The organism is Sphingomonas sp. PP-CE-1G-424 (assembly GCF_004341085.1).
Classification (GTDB): domain Bacteria; phylum Pseudomonadota; class Alphaproteobacteria; order Sphingomonadales; family Sphingomonadaceae; genus Sphingomonas.
In genome coordinates, this window is the sequence record NZ_SLXW01000006.1 from 24,713 (window position 1) to 48,532 (window position 23,820).

The 23,820-nt window shown below is 59.7% G+C and carries 16 protein-coding genes; 10 read left to right on the plus strand and 6 right to left on the minus strand.

All coding sequences use genetic code 11. The features are described 5' to 3' along the window. Window positions 1-218 precede the first annotated feature (218 nt). From C8J43_RS17485 to C8J43_RS17500, 4 genes are all read left to right on the plus strand, one after another. Window positions 219-566 (plus strand): transposase, encoded by a 348-nt coding sequence (locus tag C8J43_RS17485; protein ID WP_133032004.1) that lies wholly within the window; start codon window positions 219-221, stop codon window positions 564-566. 49 nt (window positions 567-615) lie between these two features. Further along, a complete protein-coding gene (gene tnpB, locus C8J43_RS17490) occupies window positions 616-909 on the plus strand; it encodes an IS66 family insertion sequence element accessory protein TnpB (RefSeq protein ID WP_133032005.1) in 294 nt (97 codons plus the stop codon). Between the two features lie 76 nt (window positions 910-985). Continuing rightward, a complete protein-coding gene (locus C8J43_RS17495; protein WP_133032006.1) occupies window positions 986-2,635 on the plus strand; it encodes an IS66 family transposase in 1,650 nt (549 codons plus the stop codon). Between the two features lie 50 nt (window positions 2,636-2,685). Next, entirely contained in the window at window positions 2,686-2,868 is a 183-nt protein-coding gene (locus tag C8J43_RS17500) for a hypothetical protein (protein WP_133032007.1), read from the plus strand. 654 nt (window positions 2,869-3,522) lie between these two features. On the opposite strand, the gene C8J43_RS17505 is transcribed toward C8J43_RS17500, so the two are convergent. From C8J43_RS17505 to C8J43_RS17525, 4 genes are all read right to left on the minus strand, one after another. After that, window positions 3,523-4,422, minus strand: coding sequence for a replication initiator protein A (locus tag C8J43_RS17505; RefSeq protein WP_056678516.1), 900 nt, complete (start codon window positions 4,420-4,422; stop codon window positions 3,523-3,525). A 216-nt stretch (window positions 4,423-4,638) separates the two neighbouring features. Next, window positions 4,639-5,970 carry a plasmid replication protein RepC gene (gene repC, locus C8J43_RS17510; protein WP_133032008.1) on the minus strand — a complete coding sequence of 444 codons (1,332 nt, stop codon included), beginning with the start codon at window positions 5,968-5,970 and terminating at the stop codon, window positions 4,639-4,641. A 993-nt stretch (window positions 5,971-6,963) separates the two neighbouring features. Further along, a complete protein-coding gene (locus C8J43_RS17520; RefSeq protein WP_133032010.1) occupies window positions 6,964-7,470 on the minus strand; it encodes a hypothetical protein in 507 nt (168 codons plus the stop codon). Window positions 7,471-7,527: 57 nt separating this feature from the next. Next, the gene (locus C8J43_RS17525; protein ID WP_133032011.1) at window positions 7,528-7,905 is read right to left on the minus strand and encodes a hypothetical protein; all 378 of its coding nucleotides are present in this window, start codon (window positions 7,903-7,905) and stop codon (window positions 7,528-7,530) included. Window positions 7,906-9,907: 2,002 nt separating this feature from the next. Between C8J43_RS17525 and C8J43_RS17540 the strand changes: the two genes are divergently transcribed. The 6 genes from C8J43_RS17540 to C8J43_RS17565 all read left to right on the plus strand — a co-directional run bounded on the left by C8J43_RS17540 (window position 9,908) and on the right by C8J43_RS17565 (window position 19,540). Beyond that, complete coding sequence (locus C8J43_RS17540) at window positions 9,908-11,080, plus strand: site-specific integrase (protein ID WP_133032078.1); 1,173 nt, start codon at window positions 9,908-9,910, stop codon at window positions 11,078-11,080. Beyond that, window positions 11,077-12,279 carry a site-specific integrase gene (locus tag C8J43_RS17545; protein ID WP_133032013.1) on the plus strand — a complete coding sequence of 401 codons (1,203 nt, stop codon included), beginning with the start codon at window positions 11,077-11,079 and terminating at the stop codon, window positions 12,277-12,279. The genes C8J43_RS17540 and C8J43_RS17545 overlap by 4 nt, the downstream gene beginning before the upstream one ends. A 790-nt stretch (window positions 12,280-13,069) precedes the next feature. Then, window positions 13,070-15,529, plus strand: coding sequence for a DEAD/DEAH box helicase family protein (locus tag C8J43_RS17550; protein WP_133032014.1), 2,460 nt, complete (start codon window positions 13,070-13,072; stop codon window positions 15,527-15,529). Window positions 15,530-15,532: 3 nt separating this feature from the next. Next, the gene (locus tag C8J43_RS17555) at window positions 15,533-16,990 is read left to right on the plus strand and encodes a class I SAM-dependent DNA methyltransferase (protein ID WP_133032015.1); all 1,458 of its coding nucleotides are present in this window, start codon (window positions 15,533-15,535) and stop codon (window positions 16,988-16,990) included. Then, window positions 16,987-18,708 carry a restriction endonuclease subunit S gene (locus tag C8J43_RS17560; protein ID WP_133032016.1) on the plus strand — a complete coding sequence of 574 codons (1,722 nt, stop codon included), beginning with the start codon at window positions 16,987-16,989 and terminating at the stop codon, window positions 18,706-18,708. The genes C8J43_RS17555 and C8J43_RS17560 overlap by 4 nt, the downstream gene beginning before the upstream one ends. A 280-nt stretch (window positions 18,709-18,988) precedes the next feature. Further along, window positions 18,989-19,540, plus strand: a complete 552-nt coding sequence (locus tag C8J43_RS17565) for a hypothetical protein (protein WP_207893441.1) — start codon at window positions 18,989-18,991, stop codon at window positions 19,538-19,540. Window positions 19,541-19,896: 356 nt separating this feature from the next. On the opposite strand, the gene C8J43_RS17570 is transcribed toward C8J43_RS17565, so the two are convergent. Then, a complete protein-coding gene (locus C8J43_RS17570) occupies window positions 19,897-21,006 on the minus strand; it encodes a hypothetical protein (protein ID WP_207893442.1) in 1,110 nt (369 codons plus the stop codon). Beyond that, the gene (locus C8J43_RS17575; RefSeq protein ID WP_133032018.1) at window positions 21,003-23,741 is read right to left on the minus strand and encodes a TonB-dependent receptor; all 2,739 of its coding nucleotides are present in this window, start codon (window positions 23,739-23,741) and stop codon (window positions 21,003-21,005) included. Before C8J43_RS17575 ends, C8J43_RS17570 begins: the two co-directional genes overlap by 4 nt. Window positions 23,742-23,820 lie beyond the last annotated feature (79 nt).

Sequence of the window (23,820 nt, forward strand, 5' to 3'; positions counted from 1 at the left end):
CGCCGTCTGAACGAACTGAAGAAGTCGAAAGAACGTCAAGAGATATTCGGTATCGGCATCTGATTTTGTCGACTTGGCAGTGTCAGATCGGAGTTTTCGACATTACGGAGATCGCGATGTCTGCATCCGGTGAGGGGCATCTGGCGGGTGACGGTCTGAGCTGAGATGTTAGCCACAGTGCAAGCACCGTGGTTTGCACCGTGGCTAGAAACGTGGCGATGACCCAGATCACTGTACTGTCCAGCGTTGAGCGGCGTCGCCATTGGAGCGACGAGCGCAAGCTTGCCCTGGGGGAGGCTGCAATTGCGCCTGGCGCGTCGGTTGCCGCCATCGCGCGCGCTGCCGATATCTCGCCCTCGTCGATCTACCGTTGGCGGCGCAACCTGTGCAGCAAGCTTGCGCAGCCGACCGGTTTTGCGCCCGTGGCCATTCATGCGGATCCGCCCGAGATCGACCACGGTGCGTCGGACATGCTGGTCATCGAGCTCCGCGGTGTGACCATCCGTGCGGCTGGCGGCGTGTCTGCGAGCTTGCTGGTGGCGGTGTTGCGCGAGCTCAAAGCATGATCCCTGTTCCGGGCGGGGCCCGGTCTGGATAGCCACCGGCAAGACGGACATGCGCAAGGGCATGTCGTCGCTGGCGATGCAGATCCAGCAGGGTTTCGGACACAACCCGCATGTCGGCGACCTCTATGTTTTCAGAGGCCGCCGCGGCGATCTGCTGAAGATCCTGTGGCACGATGGGCTCGGAATGTCGCTCTACGCAAAACGACTGGAGCGCGGTCGGTTCACCTGGCCAGCGACATCTGACGGCGTCATTTCAATCTCGGCGGGGCAACTCGGCTTCCTGCTGGAAGGCATCGACTGGCGAAATCCACAATACACGTTCAGGCCCGAATTAGCGGGCTGAAACGCCCAGTTTTCCTAGGCTTTTGGCATCAAGCGCCTCGACAAATCGGCGGTTTTCTGCTGTAAAATGAGCCTCGATGGATACCGGCGCCGAGGCCCTTCCCGATGATGTCGAAGCGCTCAAAGCGCTGCTGATTGCCGAGCGCCACACCGTCCTCATTGCCCGCGTAGCTCTACTCGAGGCCGAGGCACTTGCCGCCATCGCCCAGGCTCAGGTCGCCGATGCACACGCCATCATCGAAGACCTCAAGCTGCGCATCGCCAAGGCACGTCAGGACAAATGGGGGCAGTCGTCCGAGCGGCACAGGCAGTTGCTCGACCAGCTCGAGATGCAACTCGAGGACGTTGTCACTACCGCAACCGAGGATGAGCTCGCCGCTGAGATAGCGGTCGCCAAAGCCAGTGTAGCCGGCGTTCCCGTGGTGCCGTTCACTGGCAAGAAGCCGACCCGCGCTCCGCTATCTGCCGACCTTCCCCGCCACCGTGTCGTCGTACCCGCCCCAGAGAGCTGCCCATGCTGCCACGGTGCGGAGCTGAGGAAGATTGGCGAGACCATCACGGAAAGCCGTGAGGTCGTTCCCCGCCAGTGGATCGTCGTGCAGACGGTCCGCGAGAAGTTCATCTGCAAGGCCTGCGAAACCATCACGCAGCCGCCAGCGCCCTTCCACCCCATTCCGCGTGCATCCGCTGGCCCCAACCTGCTGGCGATGGTCCTGTTCAACAAGTTTGGCCTGCATCAGCCGCTCAACCGCCAGAGCGAGACCTATGCCGCCGAAGGCATGAGCATCAGCGTGTCGACGCTTGCCGACTATGTCGGGCACGGCGCCGTCCTGCTGCGCGGCCTGGTCGATCTCATCGAGGCGCACATCCTCGCCGGCGAGCGCATCCACCATGACGATACGACTGTGCCGGTCATGGCAACCGGCAAGACCGTCACCGGCAGGATATGGGCATCCGTTCGCGACGACCGCCCCTTTGGCGGCACCGACCCGCCCGCCGTTTGCTATTACTACACCCGCGACCGCACAGGCGCCCATCCGCAGCGGCAGCTTGCCCGGTATGCCGGCATCCTGCAGGCGGACGCCTATAGCGGCTATGACGCGCTCTACGCTGCAGGTCGCAAACCAGGGCCTATCCTGGAGGCAGCGTGCTGGGCACACGCCCGTCGCCCGTTCTTCAAGGAAGCCCGCCTGAGCCGGACGCCGCTCGCGGTCGACATCGTCACCCGCATGGATGCAATCTTCGCGGCCGAGCGCGTGATCTGGGGTCGGAACGCAAGCGAACGGCTCGCCGCGCGGCAGGTCTACGTCGCCCCGCTCGTCGCCGACCTTGAGCAGTTCCTGCGCCAGAAATATGGTCGCCTGTCGCGCAAGGGCGATCTGGCCAAGGCCATCAACTACATGCTGTCACGCTGGGGCAGCTTTGCCCGCTTCGTGTCTGACGGCAGGATCCGCATGACCAACAATGCCGCGGAACGCCGGGTGAGAACCGTCGCGGTCGGGCGCCGGAACTGGACCTTTTGCGGCTCGGACCGCGGCGGTGACCGTGCGGCCGCCATGTATACGTTGATCCAGACCTGCCGCCTCAACGACGTCGATCCGCATGCCTGGCTCCGCGACGTCATCGCGCAGATCTCCGACCATCCGCAGACACGGCTTCACGAGCTGTTGCCGTGGGAGTGGAAAGCTCGACAGCAGCGTCCCGAACCCGTCGCGCAAGCCGCCTAGCCGTGCCTGTGACAAGCCGCGTCTACACCCTGCGACACGCTGCCAGACTGTTGGGCGAGACCGAGGACACCGTCTCCGACGCGGCCATCAGCATGTTTCCCGAGGATGGCGCCATCCAGGTCATCGACGACGATTTCGGCGACGAGGATTGGGCCCTGGCGTCCGCCTTCACTGATGAAGGTATCGAGAACCTCCGATACATCATCGACGAAACCAGGCTCCACGGCTCGTAGCACCATCTGCGCCAACCTTGAGGGCGCTCACCGAATGCATACATCGCGATAGCCGGATTTACTTATTATCGACGGTGTTTTTCGTGAGGATCATAAACGGTAAGTTTATACTGGCGGATAATTAATGCCTGAACTATTTCTTAACCGACAACCTTTGGCGGCAGCCCACGGCGCCTTAAGTGCTTTACCTGCGCCAGGTTTATGATCGCTGACGCCCTCCTTCTGTAGGGCAATCGCTTCCATCTTGCATGCAAGGGCAACGTGCCTCTTGAACAATTGTGCCAATGATCATGCTTTGCAGTGATCTGCGCAAAGAAGGACCGGTTGCCAGCATACTGCGTACTGACCATAAAAAAAGAATGTGATCCGCCAAGCAATGCGATGAGTTTCTTAAAATCGAGTGTTCCGCGAACAGGACGGGACGAAGGCTGGCAACGGATAAAGGTAATGCGCAGTAGAAATGTAAAATACACCACCCTTGCACGACTAGCCAACTTGCTTAAGGCTTGCAGATTTTTCTAGGTACGATTCATTCACATATTCACGATTTTTAGTCTGAATCTAGATATAGCCGTAGATATTTAGCAAGGTCCTCAGGAAGACCACAGAGTCGTTCTAATACGGCGCACTTACCGGTGTCTCAAAGCCTGTTACTTATTGAGTAATACTGAACCTTACATCGCACGGCTTCTCACGTGGCTTCATGATCACGATAGTTTCAGTCTTTGACGTCTTGCGGCCGATCTTATCTAACGTCGGTGCGTCTGGAACGATCTCACGGATGACAATGCTATAATCGGGCAGTCGATCCTCTGCAGCGATTTTCTTCAGCTGCATCTTGAGCGCTCTCAGGGGGGCGGTAGAGCCGATTTTTGCAGCGAGGATTTCAAGGGAAACTTCGGCGGATTCTTCGCGGCTGTAACAATGCGCAAGCTCATAAAGCCGCCTTTCGATCGAACCGAGCCTGAAATAGTCATGGTGATAGTCGTAAATGCGGCTATCGCGCGACACCGCTCGTACCAGCCAGTCACAAATCTGTACGCGCACCGGCATGAGCTGCTCGCCACCATTCGGCATGGCCCGGGTCATGGCCTGCGCTTCTGCGAACCATGAGAAAAATCCCTTGGTCCCTATCGTGCCCGTCTTAATGTTGGTCCTGATTTGCGTTCCCTGCAGACGCCCGAGCGCCTCGATGAACCGATCGTAATCCCGTTTGGACGGCCGAGCTACGCCGGTAGCGCGGAAGAAATCATGAGCATTGAACGTAAAAACGTTGATCACTTCGCCCGTCTTGGCGAGATGCTGGCACATCAGGGATAACACGTAGATCAGGACCTCTTTGTCCCACATCGTGGCAATCCCGTTAGCGCTCGGCTTCAGCTCGATCTGGACTCCCTCCATCTTGAAGGTCATCGGATCCATCTGGGGACGCTTGGCCAGCGAGAAAAGCGGGAAATCCATGATGCTTTGCTCACCACGCACCTTGCCGTGCAGCGGACTGTCTAGCACACCGAACAGGCTTCCCTGAACTTCGCCGTGTTTCTGCAGTGCCATGATCAACCCGCCTGTATCGATTGCGGGGCCCTTCATACCTTCAATTTGCGACGATGGCATTGGATTACGGTCACGGCGTTTGCGATAGCACGTGGATTCCGTCAACTGAGGAGCCTACCGGTCCGATCAAGGCTCAAAGGCTCAGGCAAGTTTCCCCACAGCACGTGCTATCGCAAACACCGTCGCGACTTTGCCGAAACACGACCGCTGGTATCATCAGGTCCGGATCGTTCGACTGACGAGCCCCGAGATCAGGGTGCCGACCGCAGTTGCTCCGGACTCTGCTGCAAGCCCTTTCATCGCGGTTAAGCGACTGGAATCCTTCAATCCATGCAAAGTTCGGCTGAGATTCAGCTCGCCCATCATCGCCTTCGCTGTCATCCCACGAAGATACGCGCCGGGGCGTCGGACCTCACCTGCACGGTATTTCTGAATAGTTGCGATGACGGAGGCTGTCGCACCCCGGCTTCCCATGACGCGAATAGCTTCATGAAAGGCGTTTTGGCTGATTCCCGACTGATTCGCTGCCCGCTCTGCAATTGCCGTTAACTCGCCCCAGGATCGATCGTGACCCAGCAGGTCGTGGCACAGGTCTGGTGCGACATCGATTATGAAGCCAGGCGTTACACCATGCTTATCCAGATCGGCATGGACTGCCGTGTCGCCATTGGAACCCGGTTCGACCGATTTACTACTCGCTATCGCTAAGCCCCTACCGGTACCTGCGTTAGCAGGTTGAAGGTGGTTTGTAGTTGTAGAGTGAGTGTCACGGAGGACATCCTCGCATGAACTTTTCATATAACCGGTAGGTTTAGGATTGGACGTCAGAACAGTCTCAAGGCGCTGGGCGAGCGTATTCGAGGCGTCTTCGATTTGCTGGACACACGACGTGAGAAGGCCCGGATCGCGAACACCGCGCATCTGATCCGTTGCCATAAGCGCCAAGGCGAGAATTTCCTCTGCCTCAGGCGCGTCACAGCCTTCATCAAGCAACGTCTGGGCCATCACTCTGATCTTTCGTCGCGCGGAGGCCAGCCGTTTGCGTAACACGGTGATGACCTGATCCTCGGCAACGCCTCGCGCTGCGCGCTCCAGGAATTCCGCGTACCGAGTTCCCACCGGCGCGAGAACGATTCCATATCCCCAAACGATTTTCCCCCCTTCCGACCGTCGGCCTCCCCGGTGGCCATTGGGACTATCGAGAAAGCTTACTAGTCCGAGCGCCTGGGCCTGATTGAGCAGCTTTTGGACCTGCCTGACGCCGACGCCGAGCTTCTGGCCCAATAGCTCGTTCGAAGGCCATACGACCGGGAGAGTATCGCCGCCTTGCCAATCCTGAGGCTTCGTCCACGCGAACAACAGGTCGACAAGCGCTACCACTCGTAAGGGGATCGCCATGTACGGCGCCGCTCGTTTTAGAGCGGAGAGTACGTTCGACGGACCGACCGTCTTATCCAACCCGCGAAACGTATCCGTTAGGTTGGACGCGATGGCGGTACGCTCGTCGTAACGACGCAGCCCTCTGCCGGGATGATGCGCATGGTGCATATGGGTTCCCCTTCGGGTTACCGAGCAAGCAGCCGACACCGTGGCGCGAAATCGCGCTTTGGCATTGCGTCGTCAGGGAACCTCCCCTAAATAAGAGGTGCGAGGTCGTCTTTAGGGGCGTTCCGAAAAGCCCGGCCTTGTGTCGGGCTTTTCACTTTTAGCGCGGTTTCCTTGTCTCTGTTACACCTTCCCGGATGGGCAGGCCGCGCCGCACGGATTGCCCGGCTGGTCGCAGGTCGAAGTGTTAACTGTCCGTTACGCACCCGTCCTAGCTCTTGAATCGTGCTATCGATGACAGCGTGCCTCTGAATCACGTGCTATCGGTGACAGGGTGGCTGCACCGCTCGTGCTATCGCAAACGCCGCCGCGATCAAGACTCGTGCTATCGAAAACGCCGTGGGTTGCGGCACGTGCTATCGCAAACGCCGTCTCTGAATCGGCAAAAATCGACCCAGACAAAGCAAGAGGAACTTGGTCTGCTATTTGATCCTTACCTTTTCCGCAGATACTAGAATGGCTGCGCCATCAACTAAGTATTTCAGTCGGTCGGCAATTCTCGGTCCTGCACAGCGGAAAGGGTAAGGTGGTCCCTGTCCCTCAACGATTAACCAAGATACTACGGGCCTAGACATCAGATCCTGATTTCAGCGTCAGGGTGATATCGAACGAAGATAACGATCCATCACAAGCAATCCGTGCTTCGTAAGCCTCGACAAGCGTCGCCGAGAATCCTGAGGATCTTTCCACCGCTCGACGAAATCGAGCTCTTCTAAAGCGCGCAGATGCCTGACGCCCGTAGAAATTGGGGCTGCAACGCAAACCGCAAGGCTTGCAGGGATACGCGCAGCGTCGAACTGCGCTCTAAGATCCAGTAATATGTCCCAGCCAGGCTCTGAAAACATGTCGGATCCGAAGAATGCCTCCCGTCGTCGTCGGTCGTCGTAAAGTTTCTTGGCAAACATGGCAGGATCGAGCGCCGGACAGGCGGTTGAGCTATCCAGGGTCGGCGTTACCGACCGAGGTTGCGGCATATTGAGAAGGCGCGCGGTCATCACACGACTCCGACTGAGCTTGGATTCCAGCGCTGTGCCAAGACCACGCCGGGTCGTTCTGATCGCGAGCCAGACGTGTGCGATGACGTATCGTGGCCACAACCAGAATGATCAGTAGGACATAACTCCAGACAACAACGAAATTGCCGTACACCGTCGGAATGACATCCGCGCGCAATCCGGTCAGATGAGACATGGCCACGCATCCCTGCACGGCCGCCATCCAGATTGGCCAGTATCGTGTCGTCAGCAATGACAGGATATACAAACCGAGGAAGGCGATCGTGTCTGTCGCGAACACGGACCATTCGACACCGGAATACCGATCGACGAACGGCTTGAGAAACCAGTGACTGAGTTCGAAATCTGCGGCAAGCACGATTACCGCGATACGTTCGGGTGCTCCCCCCTTCCAGAGGGCGAACACGCCTGTCCCGGCGTAGAACATGTTGAAGAGAAGTATGCGTAGCAGCGCAGATCTCCGTTGAGCGGCTGGTGGGATCCATTATTTGCCCCCTGAGTTCGCGTTTTCCACCGCAATGGTACCGACCTGTGCAGACGGTATCGGATCTTTGTCACCTCCTGCAAGAACTGGAACCCGCAGGGTCCGGCGAGCCTCGTCGAGCCTGTGATGCCCCTCAACGGCAGAACTCATGGCTTGCGAGATAAGGCCCAATGACGTCACGAATTGGTCAATTGCTCCCTGCCCTATCGTTGCTGAGACATTGGCCGTACTTCGCGCTGTGGGTATGAACCCAAGCAGCAATGATCCGCTGGTCAGGGCACGACCCAGATCATGCTCGAAGACGTTGAGAAGACCCGTGATCTCCTCGGCTAGGCGATGCCGCTCGATTTGGTGGCGGCGCATTTCGATGAAGGACATGACGCGATCTTTCCTGAGCCCACAAAGGCGTTGACGTGCATGCCGAAGCTCACCCGTGCAGGGCTAGGAACACCATCGAAAGTGACGCAGCGCCCGAGACGAGCATTCCCGCTCCCAGGGCAACAAGGCCCAGCAAGAGGATTGGCCAGAGAAGACGCCACCGCACGCTCAGACTGTTCCGGGGCCTCTCCCTAGTTGAAAAGGGATAGGTCGACCGTGGGCTCCTAGTCCCTGCCTCGGTTGTCGTTTCGGTACAATTACCCTCCACTGCTTGGAGCGGTGGCGGCGACCCCGAAAGGCTGGTCCCCCCAATTTTTGGGGGGGCCTCATGCGCGCCGAATATACGTGCCGCTGTCAGGCTGTCGTTCGTGCCCAGCTTGCGACGCGCGGATTTAAGATGACCGTTGATCGTATGAAGGGATAACCCTGTCGCACGCGCAATGTCCTTGGGTCGCATCGCCTGCAGCAGCAGGCGCAGACATTCCTTCTCACGGGGCGAGAGTTTTTCGACTGACATAATCAGGGTGATACCGAAGTGGCGATCGCATATTAACCCGAAACCATACCGTACGGAGCGACGACGCCTTCACGGCGTAGCACACCGAAGGCGAGCCCCCCTTTTGAACAGAGAAAAAGCTACCGAGTACAGCGGTTAGCCATTTGAAGACGCCCGAATTTGAAAATACAAAGCTGGTCATCTGCCACCAAATTTTGGGCGTTTCCGGCGGTTTGCGGCGTCGCGTTATACGCAACTTGATGATGATAACGTGCTCGACGTAGCAGAACGGATCGAAGCCGCCCGCGCAAATAATTGGCAAACCCTACGGCCGAATTACTCTCGGCGAGGAGGAATGGGCGGAGAAAAGGGTCGATCCATTCCAGGCATTCGAGACCCGGGTGCCCTCTAGCCGGCAAAAATTAGATTTTCGCTCGTGTCTCAACAGCAATTGCGTAACGAGCGCAGGGCTTCGGGGGTCAGCGCGTAGACCGCCTCTCGCTGCGCTCCGCGGTTTTGATGATCTACCCGCCAACCCTGATAGTGCCTACGGATCAGACCAGCGCGTACCAGCTCGGATACAGCCCGACTGACATTGCAACGTCCGGAAGCCCGGACGCGCAACCGGACCGCCAGTTCGACGGCGTCTGCGGCACTTTTGGCGTCCCGAGGTAAGGCTCCCTGCGCCTCTAACTCTCCCCGTACCCGCCCCATAAGTGCGATCCGACGAGGATCGCGTTGTGCCATTGGCGATAGTGCATCGCATAGCCAATCGCGGAGACGCACCGCCTTACCCTCCTCGACGACGTAAGGCCCGGCTTCGCCGCTTTCGCCGGCAGCGCGTGCTATCAAGTTCAAGACCATAAACGCGTAACGGGGGCGGCTGGATAAGTTTGCCAGCCTTTCGATAACGGACGGCATGTCGCTTGGCGCGGTGACCTTCGTCTTCGACGTACCTGAAACTGGTTCGCCTTTGTCGATTGGGAACAGATCAGCTTGAATCATGGAACAGGTAAAGCACAAAACAAGAAACTCGTGAATCCCTGTTCCTCCGATGATATCGCTTCTGTCGCCTGCGACACTTTGCCCGATGGTAAAGTGTCGCAGGCGCCATTCTGCGTTAAAATTAGCCGGCAAATGCACAATCCATGGCGAGCCAAGACGTTGTGAACCGTCACCTCCCTAGTGAATTGCGAATAAAAGTGGTACCGGCGGGTATCAGCGTCAGACCTAACAGATTCAATTAGGGTTACCCGGTTGGAGTGGTCGCCGGACGCCACGCTGCGGGTAACGGTGTTGAAACCGGACGTCTGACAGGCTGTATGCCCGCGGGAGAGCACACCTTACGCAAGCTACGCTTGCAGAATGGAAAAAAAGCTAGCAAAATCAATGGTGCGTCGCTCAAGAGCGGCTTGCAGTTTGGGGCATGGCGATGGCCATTTGATCCCCAAAAGATCAACGTTTTTAGTCGGTTGCGGACCTGATTCGGCCCCTTCTGATGGCCATTTGGTCCCCAATGCCTCCAGAGCTGAAAAACGGGCACTACTGGACGGTAATTTTGCTCGCAAAAACCATCCTGCCCGCCCTTCGGAATATGTCATCTGGGACGCGGAGCTTGCCGGGTTCGGCCTCCGTATCCGACCAAGCGGACACGCTTTCTGGACAGTGCGGCTTCGTCATCGCGGTAAGCAGCGCCGCGTTACGATCGGACGGGTCGAGGACGTGGACGCAACCCTTGCGCGTGCCCAGGCGCGCCGTCTGTTGGCCGAGGTGGCACTGGACGGCTTGCCCAAGCATAGGTCGGTGAAGGCCACACCGACGTTGTCTGCCTTTGTCGAAACCTACTGGCACGACATTGCCCGTTACTGGAAACCTTCGACCTCCAAGCGCAACCATGATGCATGGCGGCGCGACCTCGCGCCGGTCTTTGGCGGAACGCGGGTCGCCGAGGTGTTGCCAGCCGATGTGATCCGCTGGCGTGACGATTGTGCGGGGGGCGCCGAAACCCGTTTCAATCGTGCGGTGCCGGTGCTGGCCAGTCTCCTGAAATATGCCGAGGCGCTCCATTTCCGACGCAAGGGTTCGAACCCTTGTCGGGGTCTTCCCCGCTACCCCCGCGAGCCAAAGGAGCGCTTTCTTTCGCCGCTGGAATATCGCCGACTGGGCGCGGCGCTTCGGGACGCGGAAGCAACCCACCCGGCGCAGGTCGCGATCGTCAGGCTGCTGCTCTACACGGGCGCGCGGGTCGGAGAGATCCGCGAACTACGTTGGACGTGGGTGCAACCGCCCCGTCTGGCGTTACCCGATAGCAAGACGGGCGCCAAGACTATCTGGCTGAACAGTCAGGCGATGCACATTCTGGACGCCTTGCCTCGCAGTGAAGATTGCTCTCTGGTGTTCCCGGACAGAACCGGCAAAGTGCCTGTCGCTGTCGTCAGCTGGTGGACGGCACTGCGTCAGCGGTGCTCGATGCCCGACCTGCGCATTCATGACCTACGGCACAGCTTCGCATCCACCGCCATTATGGACAACGTCCCCCTCGCGACTATCGGCAAACTGCTTGGTCACGTACTGCCGGAGACCACCGCCCGGTACGCCCACCTTGCAGACGACGTCATTGGGGATGCGGCACAGCGAGTCTCTGGCGCGCTGGCTCAAGCGATGGGGCTGCGGGCATGACCGCACTGGTACTCAAAAGAATCGTGCGCGAATCGTTGGCCGAAGTTGGGATATCCTTTGAATATCGATATCCCTATCGATCCGACACAAAGGCCCGGTCGACGACCTGGTTCGAGCATGAGCGCGGCTTTGGTTTACGTCTCTACCCCACTGGGCGCGAAGTCTACATCGTCCAGACCCGCATGGCTGGGCGCCTCCGCACGGTCACGATCGCACCCAGCACGATCATTAGCCAGCACCAGGCGCTGACGATTGCACGGCGCGTGATCGCCTATGCACAGGTCGGTCATGACCCGGCGACCGATCGCGCCCGCATCCGCTCCGCGCCACGCTTCGATAATTTCGTCGACGAATATTGGCGGCGCTGGTCGGCGAAGTGGAAGGCGTCCACTCTTGCGACGCACGGCGTGTACCGCCGGCTCTATCTCGACCATGCCTTCCCTGGCATCTTCATCGACGAGTTGAACGAGTCTCATGTCACCCAATGGTTCGCCACGCTAAATGACGAGACCGGACCGGGGGCTGCCAACCGCTGCCTGACCATCCTCGCCAACATGCTGACCAAGGCAGAAAGCTGGGGCTATCGTCTTGAGAACACCAATCCATGCCGGACCGTTCGTCCTAACCGGAAGTACCGTTGCGAGCGCTTTCTGTCATCCGCTGAGTTGGAGCGGCTGGGCGAAGTGCTGGCAGAGGATCGAGCCGGAGAGGACAAGCTTAAGGCGGTTGTCGCGTCGGCAGTAACCCTCTTGCTGCTGACGGGGTGTCGTTCCGGCGAGGTGGCCGGCCTGCAATGGTCGGACGTCAAGGGCAACCGGCTGAAGCTGCGCGACAGTAAGACAGGGCCGCGCACCGTTTGGCTGGGTGATCAAGCCCGTGGCGTGATCGACGCCCTGCCACGCCAGCGGGGCGTGGCGTGGCTGTTTTGGAACCCGGTGCTGTGCAAGCCGGTACTGCGCATCGGCAATCACTGGCCGTCGATCCGCAACCGAGCTCGGCTGCCGGGGGTTCGAGTTCATGATATTCGGCACACGTTCGCGAGTCATGCGGCGATGAATAGGGAAACGCTGCCGATGATTGGTCGCTTGCTCGGACACCGCAACACTCAATCGACCTCGCGCTATGCGCACCTCGATGACAATCATGTCCTCGGTGCAGCAGAACAGATCGGAGCGGCTATCGAGCAAATGATGTCGTGAGCTTGTGGGCTGGGTCTCCTTGGCGGTCTATGCCGCAGGCACTGGATCTTGGTTTGCCTACAACCTGCGGTCGTTCAATCTGGCTGCCTACGAGGCAAGGTGTATACGAGCGGGTCTAGAAGCACACCCGGCCGGACCGTCAGTGAGGGACTTTTCGGCCGCCGGACTGACCACGGTCGCGAACGTTGCAACTGATGGGGCCAAAGCGGTCGGACATGGAGCGAGCGCTACAGTGGACGCCGTCGGTCACGCGGTGACTTTTGCGAAAACGGGAGCCGCGAAGGGCGGCGGTTGGCTCTATGGAGCAGCCAGCGGATATTTCCGCCGCAACTCAACCCCGTCCGCCACTGAAAACGCCGCCCCCGGTCTTCGGATCGAGATAGACCGAGCCGGCGACGCCGAAGCCTGAACGGGCCGCAATTTCCCTCTTGGCTGTTCAGGCAGCGGACCGAATGCCAACTGTCGATGACCCAATCTCCACCATTCCCGGCCGCTAATCTCAAACCCAACTTTCGTCGTTCATTAGGCTGTGTATCGTCGCCCCGCGCCGCAGCTGGAACGGCGAAAATAGGGACATTGCGGCCATTCGGGGTAGCGCCCGTCAACGGCCGCTTCCGGCGGAACCAGACCTTTCCATTATGAGCCTTTCCATCGCCGCGCTAGCGGCGCTTTGCCTATCGGCTCCCGTTGCAGGAGCATCGAGAATCCGCCTGAACGAGGCAAATTCACACGCCAACTGGCAAGATCTTCATCATGCCTCTAGGGTCAGTCCACACGGGATGGGCCTTCAATGTTCAATAAACGATCTCTGAGCGAACGAGACATTTGCACGAAGTTCATAACGCCTGCTGTCAAGGACGCCGGGTGGGATGAAATGACGCAGATCAGAGAAGAGGTCAGTTTCACAAAGGGCCGCATCATTGTGCGCGGCAAGATGGTCAGTCGCGGTCAAGGCAAGCGTGCTGACTACGTGCTTTACTACAAGCCCAACATCCCGCTGGCGCTGATTGAGGCCAAGGACAACACCCAGCCAATCGGCGCGGGTATGCAGCAAGCATTGGAATATTCCGAAACCCTCGACATTCCCTTCGTGTTTGCGTCGAATGGCGATGGGTTCGTATTCCATGACCGCACGGGTACAGGCGATGCGCGCGAAATCACGCTGCCCCTTAATGCCTTTCCATCACCGGGCGAGCTATGGCAGCGATATGCCGCGTGGAGGGGCCTGACGCCAGAAGGTGAGGAGATCGTCCTCGAGGATTATCATGACGACGGCAGCGGCAAGCAGCCGCGCTATTATCAAGTCAACGCCGTCAACGCGGCCATGGAAGCCATCGCAACTGGGCAGAACCGAATTCTGCTGGTCATGGCGACCGGCACCGGGAAGACCTACACTGCGTTCCAGATCATCTGGCGGTTGTGGAAGGGCGGGCACAAAAAGCGCATCCTGTTTCTCGCTGACCGGAACGTGCTGGTCGATCAGACGATGGTCAACGATTTCCGGCCTTTTGGCCCAGCGATGGCGAAGCTGTCCGCCAACGCGAAAACGATCGAACGTGATGACGGCACGAACATTGACCTGCCGATCGCCATGGACAAGAAGCGGCGCGTCGATACCGCCTACGAGATTTATCTCGGGCTGTATCAGGCCATCACCGGGCCGGAGGAACGGCAAAAGCTGTTCAAGGAGTTCTCACCCGGCTTTTTCGACCTCATCGTTATTGACGAATGCCACCGTGGTAGCGCGGCCGAGGACAGCGCATGGCGCGAAATTCTTGAGCATTTTACCGATGCCACGCAGATCGGCCTGACCGCGACACCCAAGGAAACCCGCTACGCGTCCAACATCCACTACTTCCGCGAGCCGGTTTATAGCTACACTCTGAAACAGGGGATCCGGGACGGTTTCCTTGCCCCCTATAAGGTCATCAAGGTCCACGTGGACCGCGACATTCAGGGCTATCGGCCAGAGAAGGGTCAGCTTGATCGCGACGGCAACGAGGTTGACGACCGTATCTACAACACCCGCGATTTCGACCGCACACTGGTGCTGGATGACCGGACCAAGCTCGTCGCCCGCAAGGTCACGGAATTCCTAAAAGAAAGCGGGGACCGCTACCAGAAGACCATCGTCTTCTGCGTCGATCAGGAACACGCGGCGCGTATGCGGCAGGCCCTCATCAACGAAAATGCTGACCTCGCGGCGGAGAACTCGCGCTACGTCATGCGGATCACGGGCAACGACCTCGAAGGTCAGGCGCAGCTTGGCAACTTCATCGACCCCGAAAGCCGCTACCCGGTGCTGGTCACAACGTCACGGTTGCTTTCCACCGGCGTCGATGCCCAGACTTGCCGGCTGATCGTACTCGACCGCGACGTCGGATCGATGACCGAGTTCAAGCAAATCGTCGGGCGCGGCACCCGCGTTCATGAAGACAGCCGCAAGTTTTTCTTCACGCTGATGGATTTCCGAGGGGCGACGAACCACTTCGCCGACCCGGATTTCGATGGCGAGCCCGTTCAAATTTATGAGCCGGGCGAGGATGATCCTGTTACGCCGCCCGATGACGACGGCACTATCGGCGACCCCGGCGACGATCAGAGCGATCAACCCGGCGAGGGCGAAACCATCATCGATGGTGGCGACACACCGGATATCACCATCACCGATGGCGGCGGCAGGCGTGGCAAGGTCTATGTCGATGGTGTGCCCGTCATCATCGTGGCCGAGCGCGTGGAATATCTGGACGAGAGTGGCAAGCTTGTTACCGAAAGTCTGCGAGACTTCACGAAGAAAGCTCTGCGCAAGTACTTCGCCAGCTTGGACGAATTCCTTAACCGGTGGAATGGTGCCGAACGCAAACAGGCGTTGGTCGATGAATTGTCAGCGGAAGGCCTCGCGCTCGATGTTATCGCGGGTGAACTCGGCAAAGACCTCGATCCGTTCGACCTTATTTGCCACGTTGCCTTTGGCCGCAAGCCACTGACCCGGCGCGAGCGAGCGGAAAATGTTCAGAAACGCGATGTTTTCGCCAAATATGGTGAGCAGGCCCGCGCCGTGTTGCGTGCCCTGCTCGACAAGTATGCCGACGAGGGGGTTCTCAATCTTGACGACACCAACGTACTGCGCATCCCGCCGCTGAACGCGCTTGGCACCCCAGTCCAGCTCATCAAGGCTTTCGGCGGCAAGGCCGGCTTTGAAGATGCCGTCCACGACCTACAAAACGAACTTTATCAGGAAGTTGCTTAATCAATGTCGGTTCGCACTCTCGTCAAATCCATTCAAGACATCATGCGCAAGGACAGCGGCGTCGATGGCGACGCCCAGCGCATCAGTCAGCTCTGCTGGCTTTTCTTCCTGAAGATCATCGACGATCAGGATAAGGAATTGGAGTTGATGCGCGACGGCTATCATTCGCCGGTTCCTGAACAATTCCAGTGGCGCAATTGGGCTGCCGATCCCGAGGGGCTGACCGGCGACGCGCTACTCACCTTCGTCAATGAAGAACTGTTCCCGGCGATGAAGGGCCTGAAGCCCGCCGGGCAACCCGGCGAACGTCGACGCGTCGTGCGCGACGTGTTCGAGGACGCCTACAACTACATGAAATCCGGCCAGTTGCTGCGGCAGGTGGTCAATAAGATCAACGACATCGACTTCAACAATCTGTCTGAGCGCCAGCACTTCGGCGACGTTTACGAGCAGATTCTCAACGACCTGCAATCCGCCGGCAACGCGGGAGAATACTACACTCCCCGCGCCGTCACGGCCTTCATGGTGGATCGAATCGACCCAAAGCCGGGCGAGATCATCTTCGACCCCTCCTGCGGGACGGGCGGCTTCCTCACCTGCGCAATGAAGCACATGCGCGACCGCTACGTGAAGCGGCCCGAGGATGAGGCGCTGATGCAGCAATCGCTGCGCGCCGTGGAGAAGAAGCCGCTGCCTCACATGCTATGCGTCACCAATATGCTGCTCCATGGCGTGGAGGACCCCAGCTTCGTGCGCCACGACAACACGCTGGCACGACCCTACATTTCGTGGGAGCAGAAGGACCGCGTCGATGTAATTCTCACCAACCCGCCCTTCGGCGGCAAGGAAGAAGACGGCATCGAAAGCAACTTCCCCCAGCATTTCCGCACACGCGAGACAGCGGACCTGTTCCTCGCTCTGTTCATCCGCCTGCTGCGCAAGGGCGGGGCGGCGGCCATCGTCCTGCCTGATGGCAGCCTGTTCGGTGAAGGCGTGAAGACCCGGCTGAAGGAAGCGCTGCTCGAAGAGTGCAACCTCCACACCGTCGTTCGCCTGCCCAACTCCGTGTTCAAGCCGTACGCCTCGATCGGCACCAACTTGCTGTTCTTCGAAAAGGGCGAGCCGACTAAGGACATCTGGTTCTACGAACATCAGGTTCCAGCAGGACAGAAGGCCTATTCGATGACCAAGCCAATCCGCGTGGAGCACTTTGCCTCCTGCGTGGAATGGTGGGGCGGTGCGGAGCGCAAGGACCGCGAGGAAGGCTCTCAGGCGTGGAAGGTCAGCGCCGAAGAGGTGAAGGCACGCGGCTACAACCTCGATTTCAAAAACCCGCATAGCGAGGAAGCCGACCACGGCAATCCGGCGGAATTGCTGGAAAAGCTGGATCAGGCTGAGGCCAAAACAGCTGACCTGCGCATGCAATTGCAAGGCATTTTGGCCGAGGCGCTGGCGCGATGAACGCTGCGCTATTGCTGGAACACTATGCGCGGATTGCCGACGCGCCCGATGCCATCGCACGACTGCGCCGCTTCGTGCTGGACTTGGCCGTGCGTGGGAAGCTGGTCGAGCAGGACGCGGCGGATGAACCATCCTCAGCGTTATTTGAGCGCCTTGTGGCGGCGAAGAACAAACTTGTGGCGTCGGAGGGCTTTAACACTGCGAGCGAGGCGCTGGAGCGGAAACCGAACGAATTTCCTTTCAATCTCCCACATTCTTGGATTTGGTGCTGGCTCGATGACATAGCTGCCATTGCGAGAGGTGGATCGCCGAGGCCAATTCAGGATTTCATGACGGCCGAAGAAAATGGCATCCCGTGGATTAAGATCGGCGATGCCGTTCGTGGCGAAGTATACATCAATCAAGTAAAAGAACGCATTCGACCAGAAGGCGCAAAACGATCTCGCATGGTATTCCCGGGCGACTTATTATTGTCGAATTCAATGAGTTTCGGATTTCCTTACATTACGAATGTTACGGGCTGCATTCATGACGGCTGGCTAGTCATCCGAATTCCCGAGAACATGGTGGATAAGCGGTATCTTCAGTCACTGTTCCTATCTGATTTTGCGCGAAAGGCGTTCGCAAATGCCGCTGCGGGCGCGGTGGTGCAGAACTTGAATGCAGACAAAGTCCGCAGGCTACCTGTTCCGCTTCCACCACTAACCGAACAGCACCGCATCGTTGCTAAGGTCGATAAGTTGATGGCTTTGTGCGATCAGCTTGAGGCGGCGCGGGCAGCGCGCGAGGCAGCGCGAGACACGTTCACGCTGTCTGCTTTGGCCAAACTCAACGCACCCGATCCCGAAACCTTTGCCGAGGACGCCCGCTTCACCCTCGCCAACCTCACCCCACTCGCCACGCGTCCCGACCAGATTAAGCAGTTGCGCCAAACCATCCTCGACCTCGCCGTCCACGGTAGATTGGTTGAGCAAGATCCCAGCGATGAGCCTGTAGCGAACCAACTTCAGCGCATTAGCGGCGAGCGCCACTCTTTGGTGCAGGCGAAAGCCATCCGTCGAGAGAAACCTCTTGATCCGATAGGCGGAGAGCATGCGCCGTTTGAAATTCCGCCTGTCTGGGCTTGGTGTCGGATCGGAGACGCTGCCTTGTTCACGCAATATGGAACGTCTGAAAAATCTGAGCCGGGACCGCAAGGTGTTCCCGTATTGACGATGGGCAACATTCAGGATGGCCGCGTCGTATGGAACAATGAAAAGCGCATTCCGGCGTCATCCGAGGAGCTGCCAAGCCTTTACCTGAAAAAATTCGACTTGCTCTACAATCGAACCAATAGTGCCGAACTTGTCGGCAAAACGGGAATTTATCTTGGAGAAGATGATTGCCGCACTTTTGCATCCTACCTCATCAGAATTCGCTGCTCGGTCGAAAATAGCCTGCCGGCATATGTAAACCTCGCGATGAATGCCCCCGTTTTTCGGGAAACTCAGATCGTACCGCTGATCAAGCAGCAGACCGGGCAAGCGAATGTGAACGGCACAGCCTTAAAGAATATGCGGATCCCGCTCCCCCCGCTTGCCGAACAGCACCGCATTATCGCCAAGGTCGATGAACTGATGGTCTTGTGCGATCAACTCGAAGCCAGCATCACCATGGGCGAACAAACCCGCTCCCGCCTGCTGGAAGCCGTCCTGCACGACGCCTTGGAGCCCGTCTGACCATGCCTGTCCGTCGCCGTGGCAACAAGACTTGAGCGTTGGGAAATAGCCCTTATCAAGGCCATGGTGGCGGACGGAAGGTGGCCGAACGATCAGGACATCCTCGCCTATTTCACTCGGCCGACGCGCTCGATCAATCACCGTGCCATCGGGGAAATCCGTAGCAATGCCAGACACGCCGCCATCAAGGCGGCGACGGCCGACGAGCTCGAAGCCTTCGTCGCATCGTGGCCGGAGGTGGACCCGGAAACAGGCCTGAGCCTGCACGGTGACGAATTGCATGTTCGGTGCCCAACATGCGCTGGAACGCCGCCTACCCATCGCGCTGCAATTCGTGACCTTCAGCCCGGATCAGCGCGCGATCCTGAAAAAGGCCGTCACGCTGCCGCGTCACGTCGAAACCACGATGGACAATTTTGAGCAGAAATTGACACCGGAGCAGCAGGCCGACCCTCGGTTCGCCTTCCGGGTTTTCATGGTTCACAAGACTGCCAACCGTGCGCCCGGCGCTGATCTCGCTGTGGAGATCGTGCCGCCGGGATCGGACGTCGATCAAAAATTCAACATGGCGCTGAAAGAGGTGGAGAAGAAGAAGTATCTTCCCGCCGCCATCGTGACGGCGATGAAGAACGAGGACTTCGACGCCTTTATGATGGATAACCATACCCGGCTTTGGAAGCGTCTCGGCGCGAAAGACCCGGCGAAGGGTTACGGGGCTATAGCCGTCGGCAATCAATGGTGCTGGTATGATACTTGGCTAAACCGCGTGCGGGAAGAATGCGAGCAGCATTCCGAACGGTACAAGACTGCTCAGGCTGCTTCTCTGACCTAGCCGGTCGGCGGCTTCCGATAGGACCGGACAGTTACCATTGTTGGAGCGAATGACCATCTTTGGTCGACACCCGCCGCAGCAACGACGACCCACAACCGGCCATTCGCGCGTTCCTTTCAACTTCTCAACTTCAGACATTCGTTCATCTCAACGTTTGTCCGCAGCTTGGAGCCTGGTTTTCGATCCCACGGCTTGATGACGCAATCCTTTCTTTGGAATGGAAGGAAGGCAGATGGGATTGGCGCGCGTCCGGAGCGCCAAGACCACGCAAGCTCGAAAACAGCAATCCAGCGATCGCGAGGTTCGCTTTTGACGCTGAGCAAAGAGCTGGGAATCGCTCCATTATCTCCCTCCCATCAACGCGTATCAATATAGACAGATGGCGGGGATGGCGGGACGTTGGACGGCGAGGTTAACGCGCCGGTATCGCGATCGTAGCGGAAGCGTTCGGTCACCCTGCCGATCTGCACCGATACAGTAGCCTCGGTGAGGTCGTCGGTCACGCGCACGTCAATATCCGCTTGGCCAGGGCAGAGTATGCGTGCGCCCGACTGGAACCCTTCGCCGATCGGCCGGATAATACATGATGGTTCGCCAGCCGTGCCCAGTGCAAGCCATCCCTCTGGCGTGATCGTGTGGGCATAGACGCCGCGCTCGTCCGGACCGATCGTCGTGAATGTCTCGCCGCGTGCGAAGACGCGTTCGGGCGCGCCGAGTCCCTTCACGCCGACGACGTTACGAACGAGCAGCCCGTCTGCGCCAATATAATAATGCCCGATCTGCGTCCCGGCGTTGCGCGGCCAGCGCAGGTGCATGTGGATGTGCGGCGGCGCGTCGGTATGGCCGTGCGGATAATTGGTGTCGAACCCCATCACCTCGATTGTACCCAGCCGCTCGCGGGCGACCCGTTCGCCCAGCCCCAGCCGGCGGATCACCTCGCGCTGCGCAAATTCCAGATTGCTTGCCGCCTGTCGCTCGACCGTGGGGAAGCGGCCGGTCGCATAGGCGCCCGCGCGACGCGCCGGATCGGCGTGTTCGAAGCGCAGCACCATGCCCGGCTCGACGATGTGCATCGCATATTCACCCGCGGTGATCGCGTCGCGGTCGAGCGGAGGAATCGGCACGATCAGATGTCCGCCCTCGATGCGAAAGGCGAGATCGCCGGTCTCGACGATCACCCGCCGCGTCGTTCCGGTGAAGCCGAGCTCAAGCTGGCGCAGCCGCGGCACGTTCAGCGCGACGATCGTCTCGCGAGAATTGTCCGCCGCGAAGCCGGGTGTCGTGTCGAGTGAGCAGGCCGGGCAGGACGCCGGATCGAACCGCACCCGATCCTGCCCGACCGAACCCGGCGCCGCGCCGTCGGCCTTCATGAACTTCACGACCAGACGCACCGTATCGTCGGTTTGCGCGGAGGCCGGCGCGGCACACGCCAGCACCAGCGCCGTGATCAGCGCACTGCCCCTCACAGCCGTGGCTTCCACGACAGGCCGAGCCAGAAGGTGCGCCCGACCGGGAAGTAATAGTTGAGCAGTCGGCGGTCCTCGCCCTGCCGCACGACGAACGGCTCCTTGGTCAGGTTCTGCACCTGTCCGACCAGATCGACGCCGTACGTGACGGTGTAGCGCGCTTGGAGATCGAGCTGTTGGCGCGGCTCCTGATACAGGTCGCGCGTCCGGGTGTCGGCATCGCTCGACTGGAGCGCACGGCCGATGCGGTTGTACGAGGCGCGGATGTCTATCGGTCCTTGCGTGTAGAACACCGTCATGTTTGCGATATAGTCGGGCTGCTGGATCAGGCCACTGGTCCTGCGTGTCGCTGCGGAGCCGGCGGCGATGCCGGCGCTGCTGACCGGCTGGTCGAACGATCCGTCGAGCAGCGTGACGTTCGCATTGAACCCCAGTCCCGGCAGGATCGGAATGCGGTCCTGGCTGAACGAGACCTCGAGCCCCTTCACGCGGGCCCCGGCGGCGTTGAGCGGCGTGCTGACGACGACGTCGGTATAGGTGACGCCGTTGAACAGCGTCGTCGGCCCGGCTTGCGTGCTCGTGAAGATCTCGTCCTTGATGTCCTTCACGAAGGCCGCGACCGAGATTAGCCCGCCATCGCCCATGAACCATTCGTACGACAGGTCGTAGTTCCACGCTTGGCGCGGGCGCAGACCGGGATTGCCGGTGTTGATCGTCAACTGGCCGTTGGTGGCGATCCCGAACGAGGTCCGCGCGGCATATTGACCATAGTCCGGGCGGCCGATCGTCTTCGACACGCCCGCGCGCACCCGCATCTCGTCGTCGATCTGATAGGTAGCGAGCGCGGAGGGCAGGATGAAATCATAGTCCGTCAGCCGCCGCTGTGGCGTGTAGGCGGTGGTGCCCGCCACGGTCGGCGCGCGGTTGGTGTCGATCGTCAGGTTGGTCGCGTCGTAGCGCACCCCGGCCTGCATGGTCAGTCGCTCGCCGTGATACAGGCCCTGAGCGTACACCGCCTTGGTCGTCTCCAGATCGCGGAAATCGTCGGCCGCGTTGTTGGGAATCTGGCTTGTCGCCACGAACTGCGACCGGTTGGCCTCGAACAGCGCCAGTGCCTTGCTGCGGTCGATCAGCAGATAGGGAAGCTGCGTGCTCTGGTACGGCAACGGCCGGTCGGCATAGGTGACCGCACCGAGGCCGCCGATCACGGTCTGCGCCGCGGTGGTCGCCGGAACATATTCCGCATAGCGCTGATCGTAGGACAGGTCGGTCCGCGTCACCGCGCCGCCGACGTTCAGCCCGAAACCGGCATCGTCGGGGGCCGCATTGAACCCGAGATTGACCTTGCCATAATCGACCGTTGAATCGAGATCACGGGCGATGTCGCGGAAATACAGCGCCTTGTAATTGGCCGGATCGGCGACGAAGCCGGGATTGGCGAAGGTCAGGCGAGGCGCGCCGCCCGGCGTGATCGTGTAGCTGTAGCCGGCCGCCGGAAGGAAGGTGTTGGCCGCCGCCCCGGCGCGCGGGCTGGTATCCCATTTGATCATCTGACGCGTCTCGCGGTACGTCGCCTTCGATCGTGCGAGCGTCGTATCGAGAACGACATGGTTGCCGAAATCGTGACGCCCCTTGGCATCGACCAGCCATGTGTCGCGCGTGACCGGCTGGTAGACTAGACCCTGCTGCACGTCGGCCTGCGCGAAACCGCCCGAACTGGCGGTCATGTTGGTCGGCGCGCCGGTCGCCTGGGTCAGCATCTCGTTGCGCGTCTCGACGTCCTTGTCGTGATAATAGCCGCCGAACAGCGACACCGCAGTCGCATCGTCGGGACGCCATTCCAGCTTCATGTTGCCGCTGGCGCGCGTGCGCAGGTTCTCGAAGAAATAATCCTGGTTGCGCACCGGCGCGATCGATCCGGTCGAGCGGTTGGGAAATTGCGTGCGGGCACCAGCGGGCGTGAAATAGGTCCAGCCTGCGCCGAACGTGTCGCCGGGCAGTTCCGCCCGCGCGGTCGATGGCAGGCGCTGATATTCCGCCGCCACGACGACGCCGAACTGGCCGCCCGGACCGAACACGGTCGACGCGGTGGCATCGGCGCGCACCGCGGTGCGGGTCTTCTCGATCAGCTTGCCCGCGGTGTCGTTCAGCCCGCCAAAGGCGTTGACCACCAGGAAGCGCTTGCCATCCTGGTCGAACGCGCTTTTCGACACGATGTTGATCTGGCCACCGAGCGCGTGCGGATCATATTGCGCGGTGACGGTCTTGATCGCCTCGATCCGCGAGACCAGCGCGGCGGGCAGCATCTCGAGCCGCGCCCCCCGGTACACCCAGTCGGGCGAGGCGAGCGGCACGTCGTCGATCGTCACCAGATTGTAGCGCGGATCGAGTCCGCGGATCGTCGCACGCTGATAGATGTCGCGGTTCTTGGTCGCGTCCGCACCGCCGACGACCGAGACGCCCGCGATCCGACGACTGGCCTCGACGATGTTCAGGTCCGGCAGACGGCCGACCTGGTCCTGAGCGACCGCGTCCATGATCACCGTCGCGTTGCGCTTCGCCTTCACCGCCGCGCGGGCCGAGGCGCGGCTGCCGGTGACGATGATCTCGTTTTGCGGGTCGTCGGCCGTCGCTGCTGGTTGGGGCGGTATGGTCTGCGCCTGTGCCGCGGTGGCGCACAGGCCGAAAGCGGCGCTGGCCGCGAGCATCGCCCGTCGGCTGGTAGAATGGATCACGTCGTCCCCCTGATTGGTTATCCATTCTATATATATCGTGTTGTATGATATTAATTTGACACTCGCGTTAATTCGTCGT

Bases quoted from the DNA above. Each gene is read 5' to 3' on its own strand.
- C8J43_RS17485 (WP_133032004.1), top strand. From the start codon at position 219: ATGACCCAGATCACTGTACTGTCCAGCGTTGAGCGGCGTCGCCATTGG.
- tnpB (WP_133032005.1), top strand. From the start codon at position 616: ATGCGCAAGGGCATGTCGTCGCTGGCGATGCAGATCCAGCAGGGTTTC.
- C8J43_RS17495 (WP_133032006.1), top strand. From the start codon at position 986: ATGGATACCGGCGCCGAGGCCCTTCCCGATGATGTCGAAGCGCTCAAA.
- C8J43_RS17505 (WP_056678516.1), bottom strand. From the start codon at position 4,422: ATGGCACTGCAGAAACACGGCGAAGTTCAGGGAAGCCTGTTCGGTGTG.
- repC (WP_133032008.1), bottom strand. From the start codon at position 5,970: ATGCACCATGCGCATCATCCCGGCAGAGGGCTGCGTCGTTACGACGAG.
- C8J43_RS17520 (WP_133032010.1), bottom strand. From the start codon at position 7,470: ATGTTCTACGCCGGGACAGGCGTGTTCGCCCTCTGGAAGGGGGGAGCA.
- C8J43_RS17525 (WP_133032011.1), bottom strand. From the start codon at position 7,905: ATGTCCTTCATCGAAATGCGCCGCCACCAAATCGAGCGGCATCGCCTA.
- C8J43_RS17545 (WP_133032013.1), top strand. From the start codon at position 11,077: ATGACCGCACTGGTACTCAAAAGAATCGTGCGCGAATCGTTGGCCGAA.
- C8J43_RS17550 (WP_133032014.1), top strand. From the start codon at position 13,070: ATGTTCAATAAACGATCTCTGAGCGAACGAGACATTTGCACGAAGTTC.
- C8J43_RS17555 (WP_133032015.1), top strand. From the start codon at position 15,533: ATGTCGGTTCGCACTCTCGTCAAATCCATTCAAGACATCATGCGCAAG.
- C8J43_RS17560 (WP_133032016.1), top strand. From the start codon at position 16,987: ATGAACGCTGCGCTATTGCTGGAACACTATGCGCGGATTGCCGACGCG.
- C8J43_RS17565 (WP_207893441.1), top strand. From the start codon at position 18,989: ATGTTCGGTGCCCAACATGCGCTGGAACGCCGCCTACCCATCGCGCTG.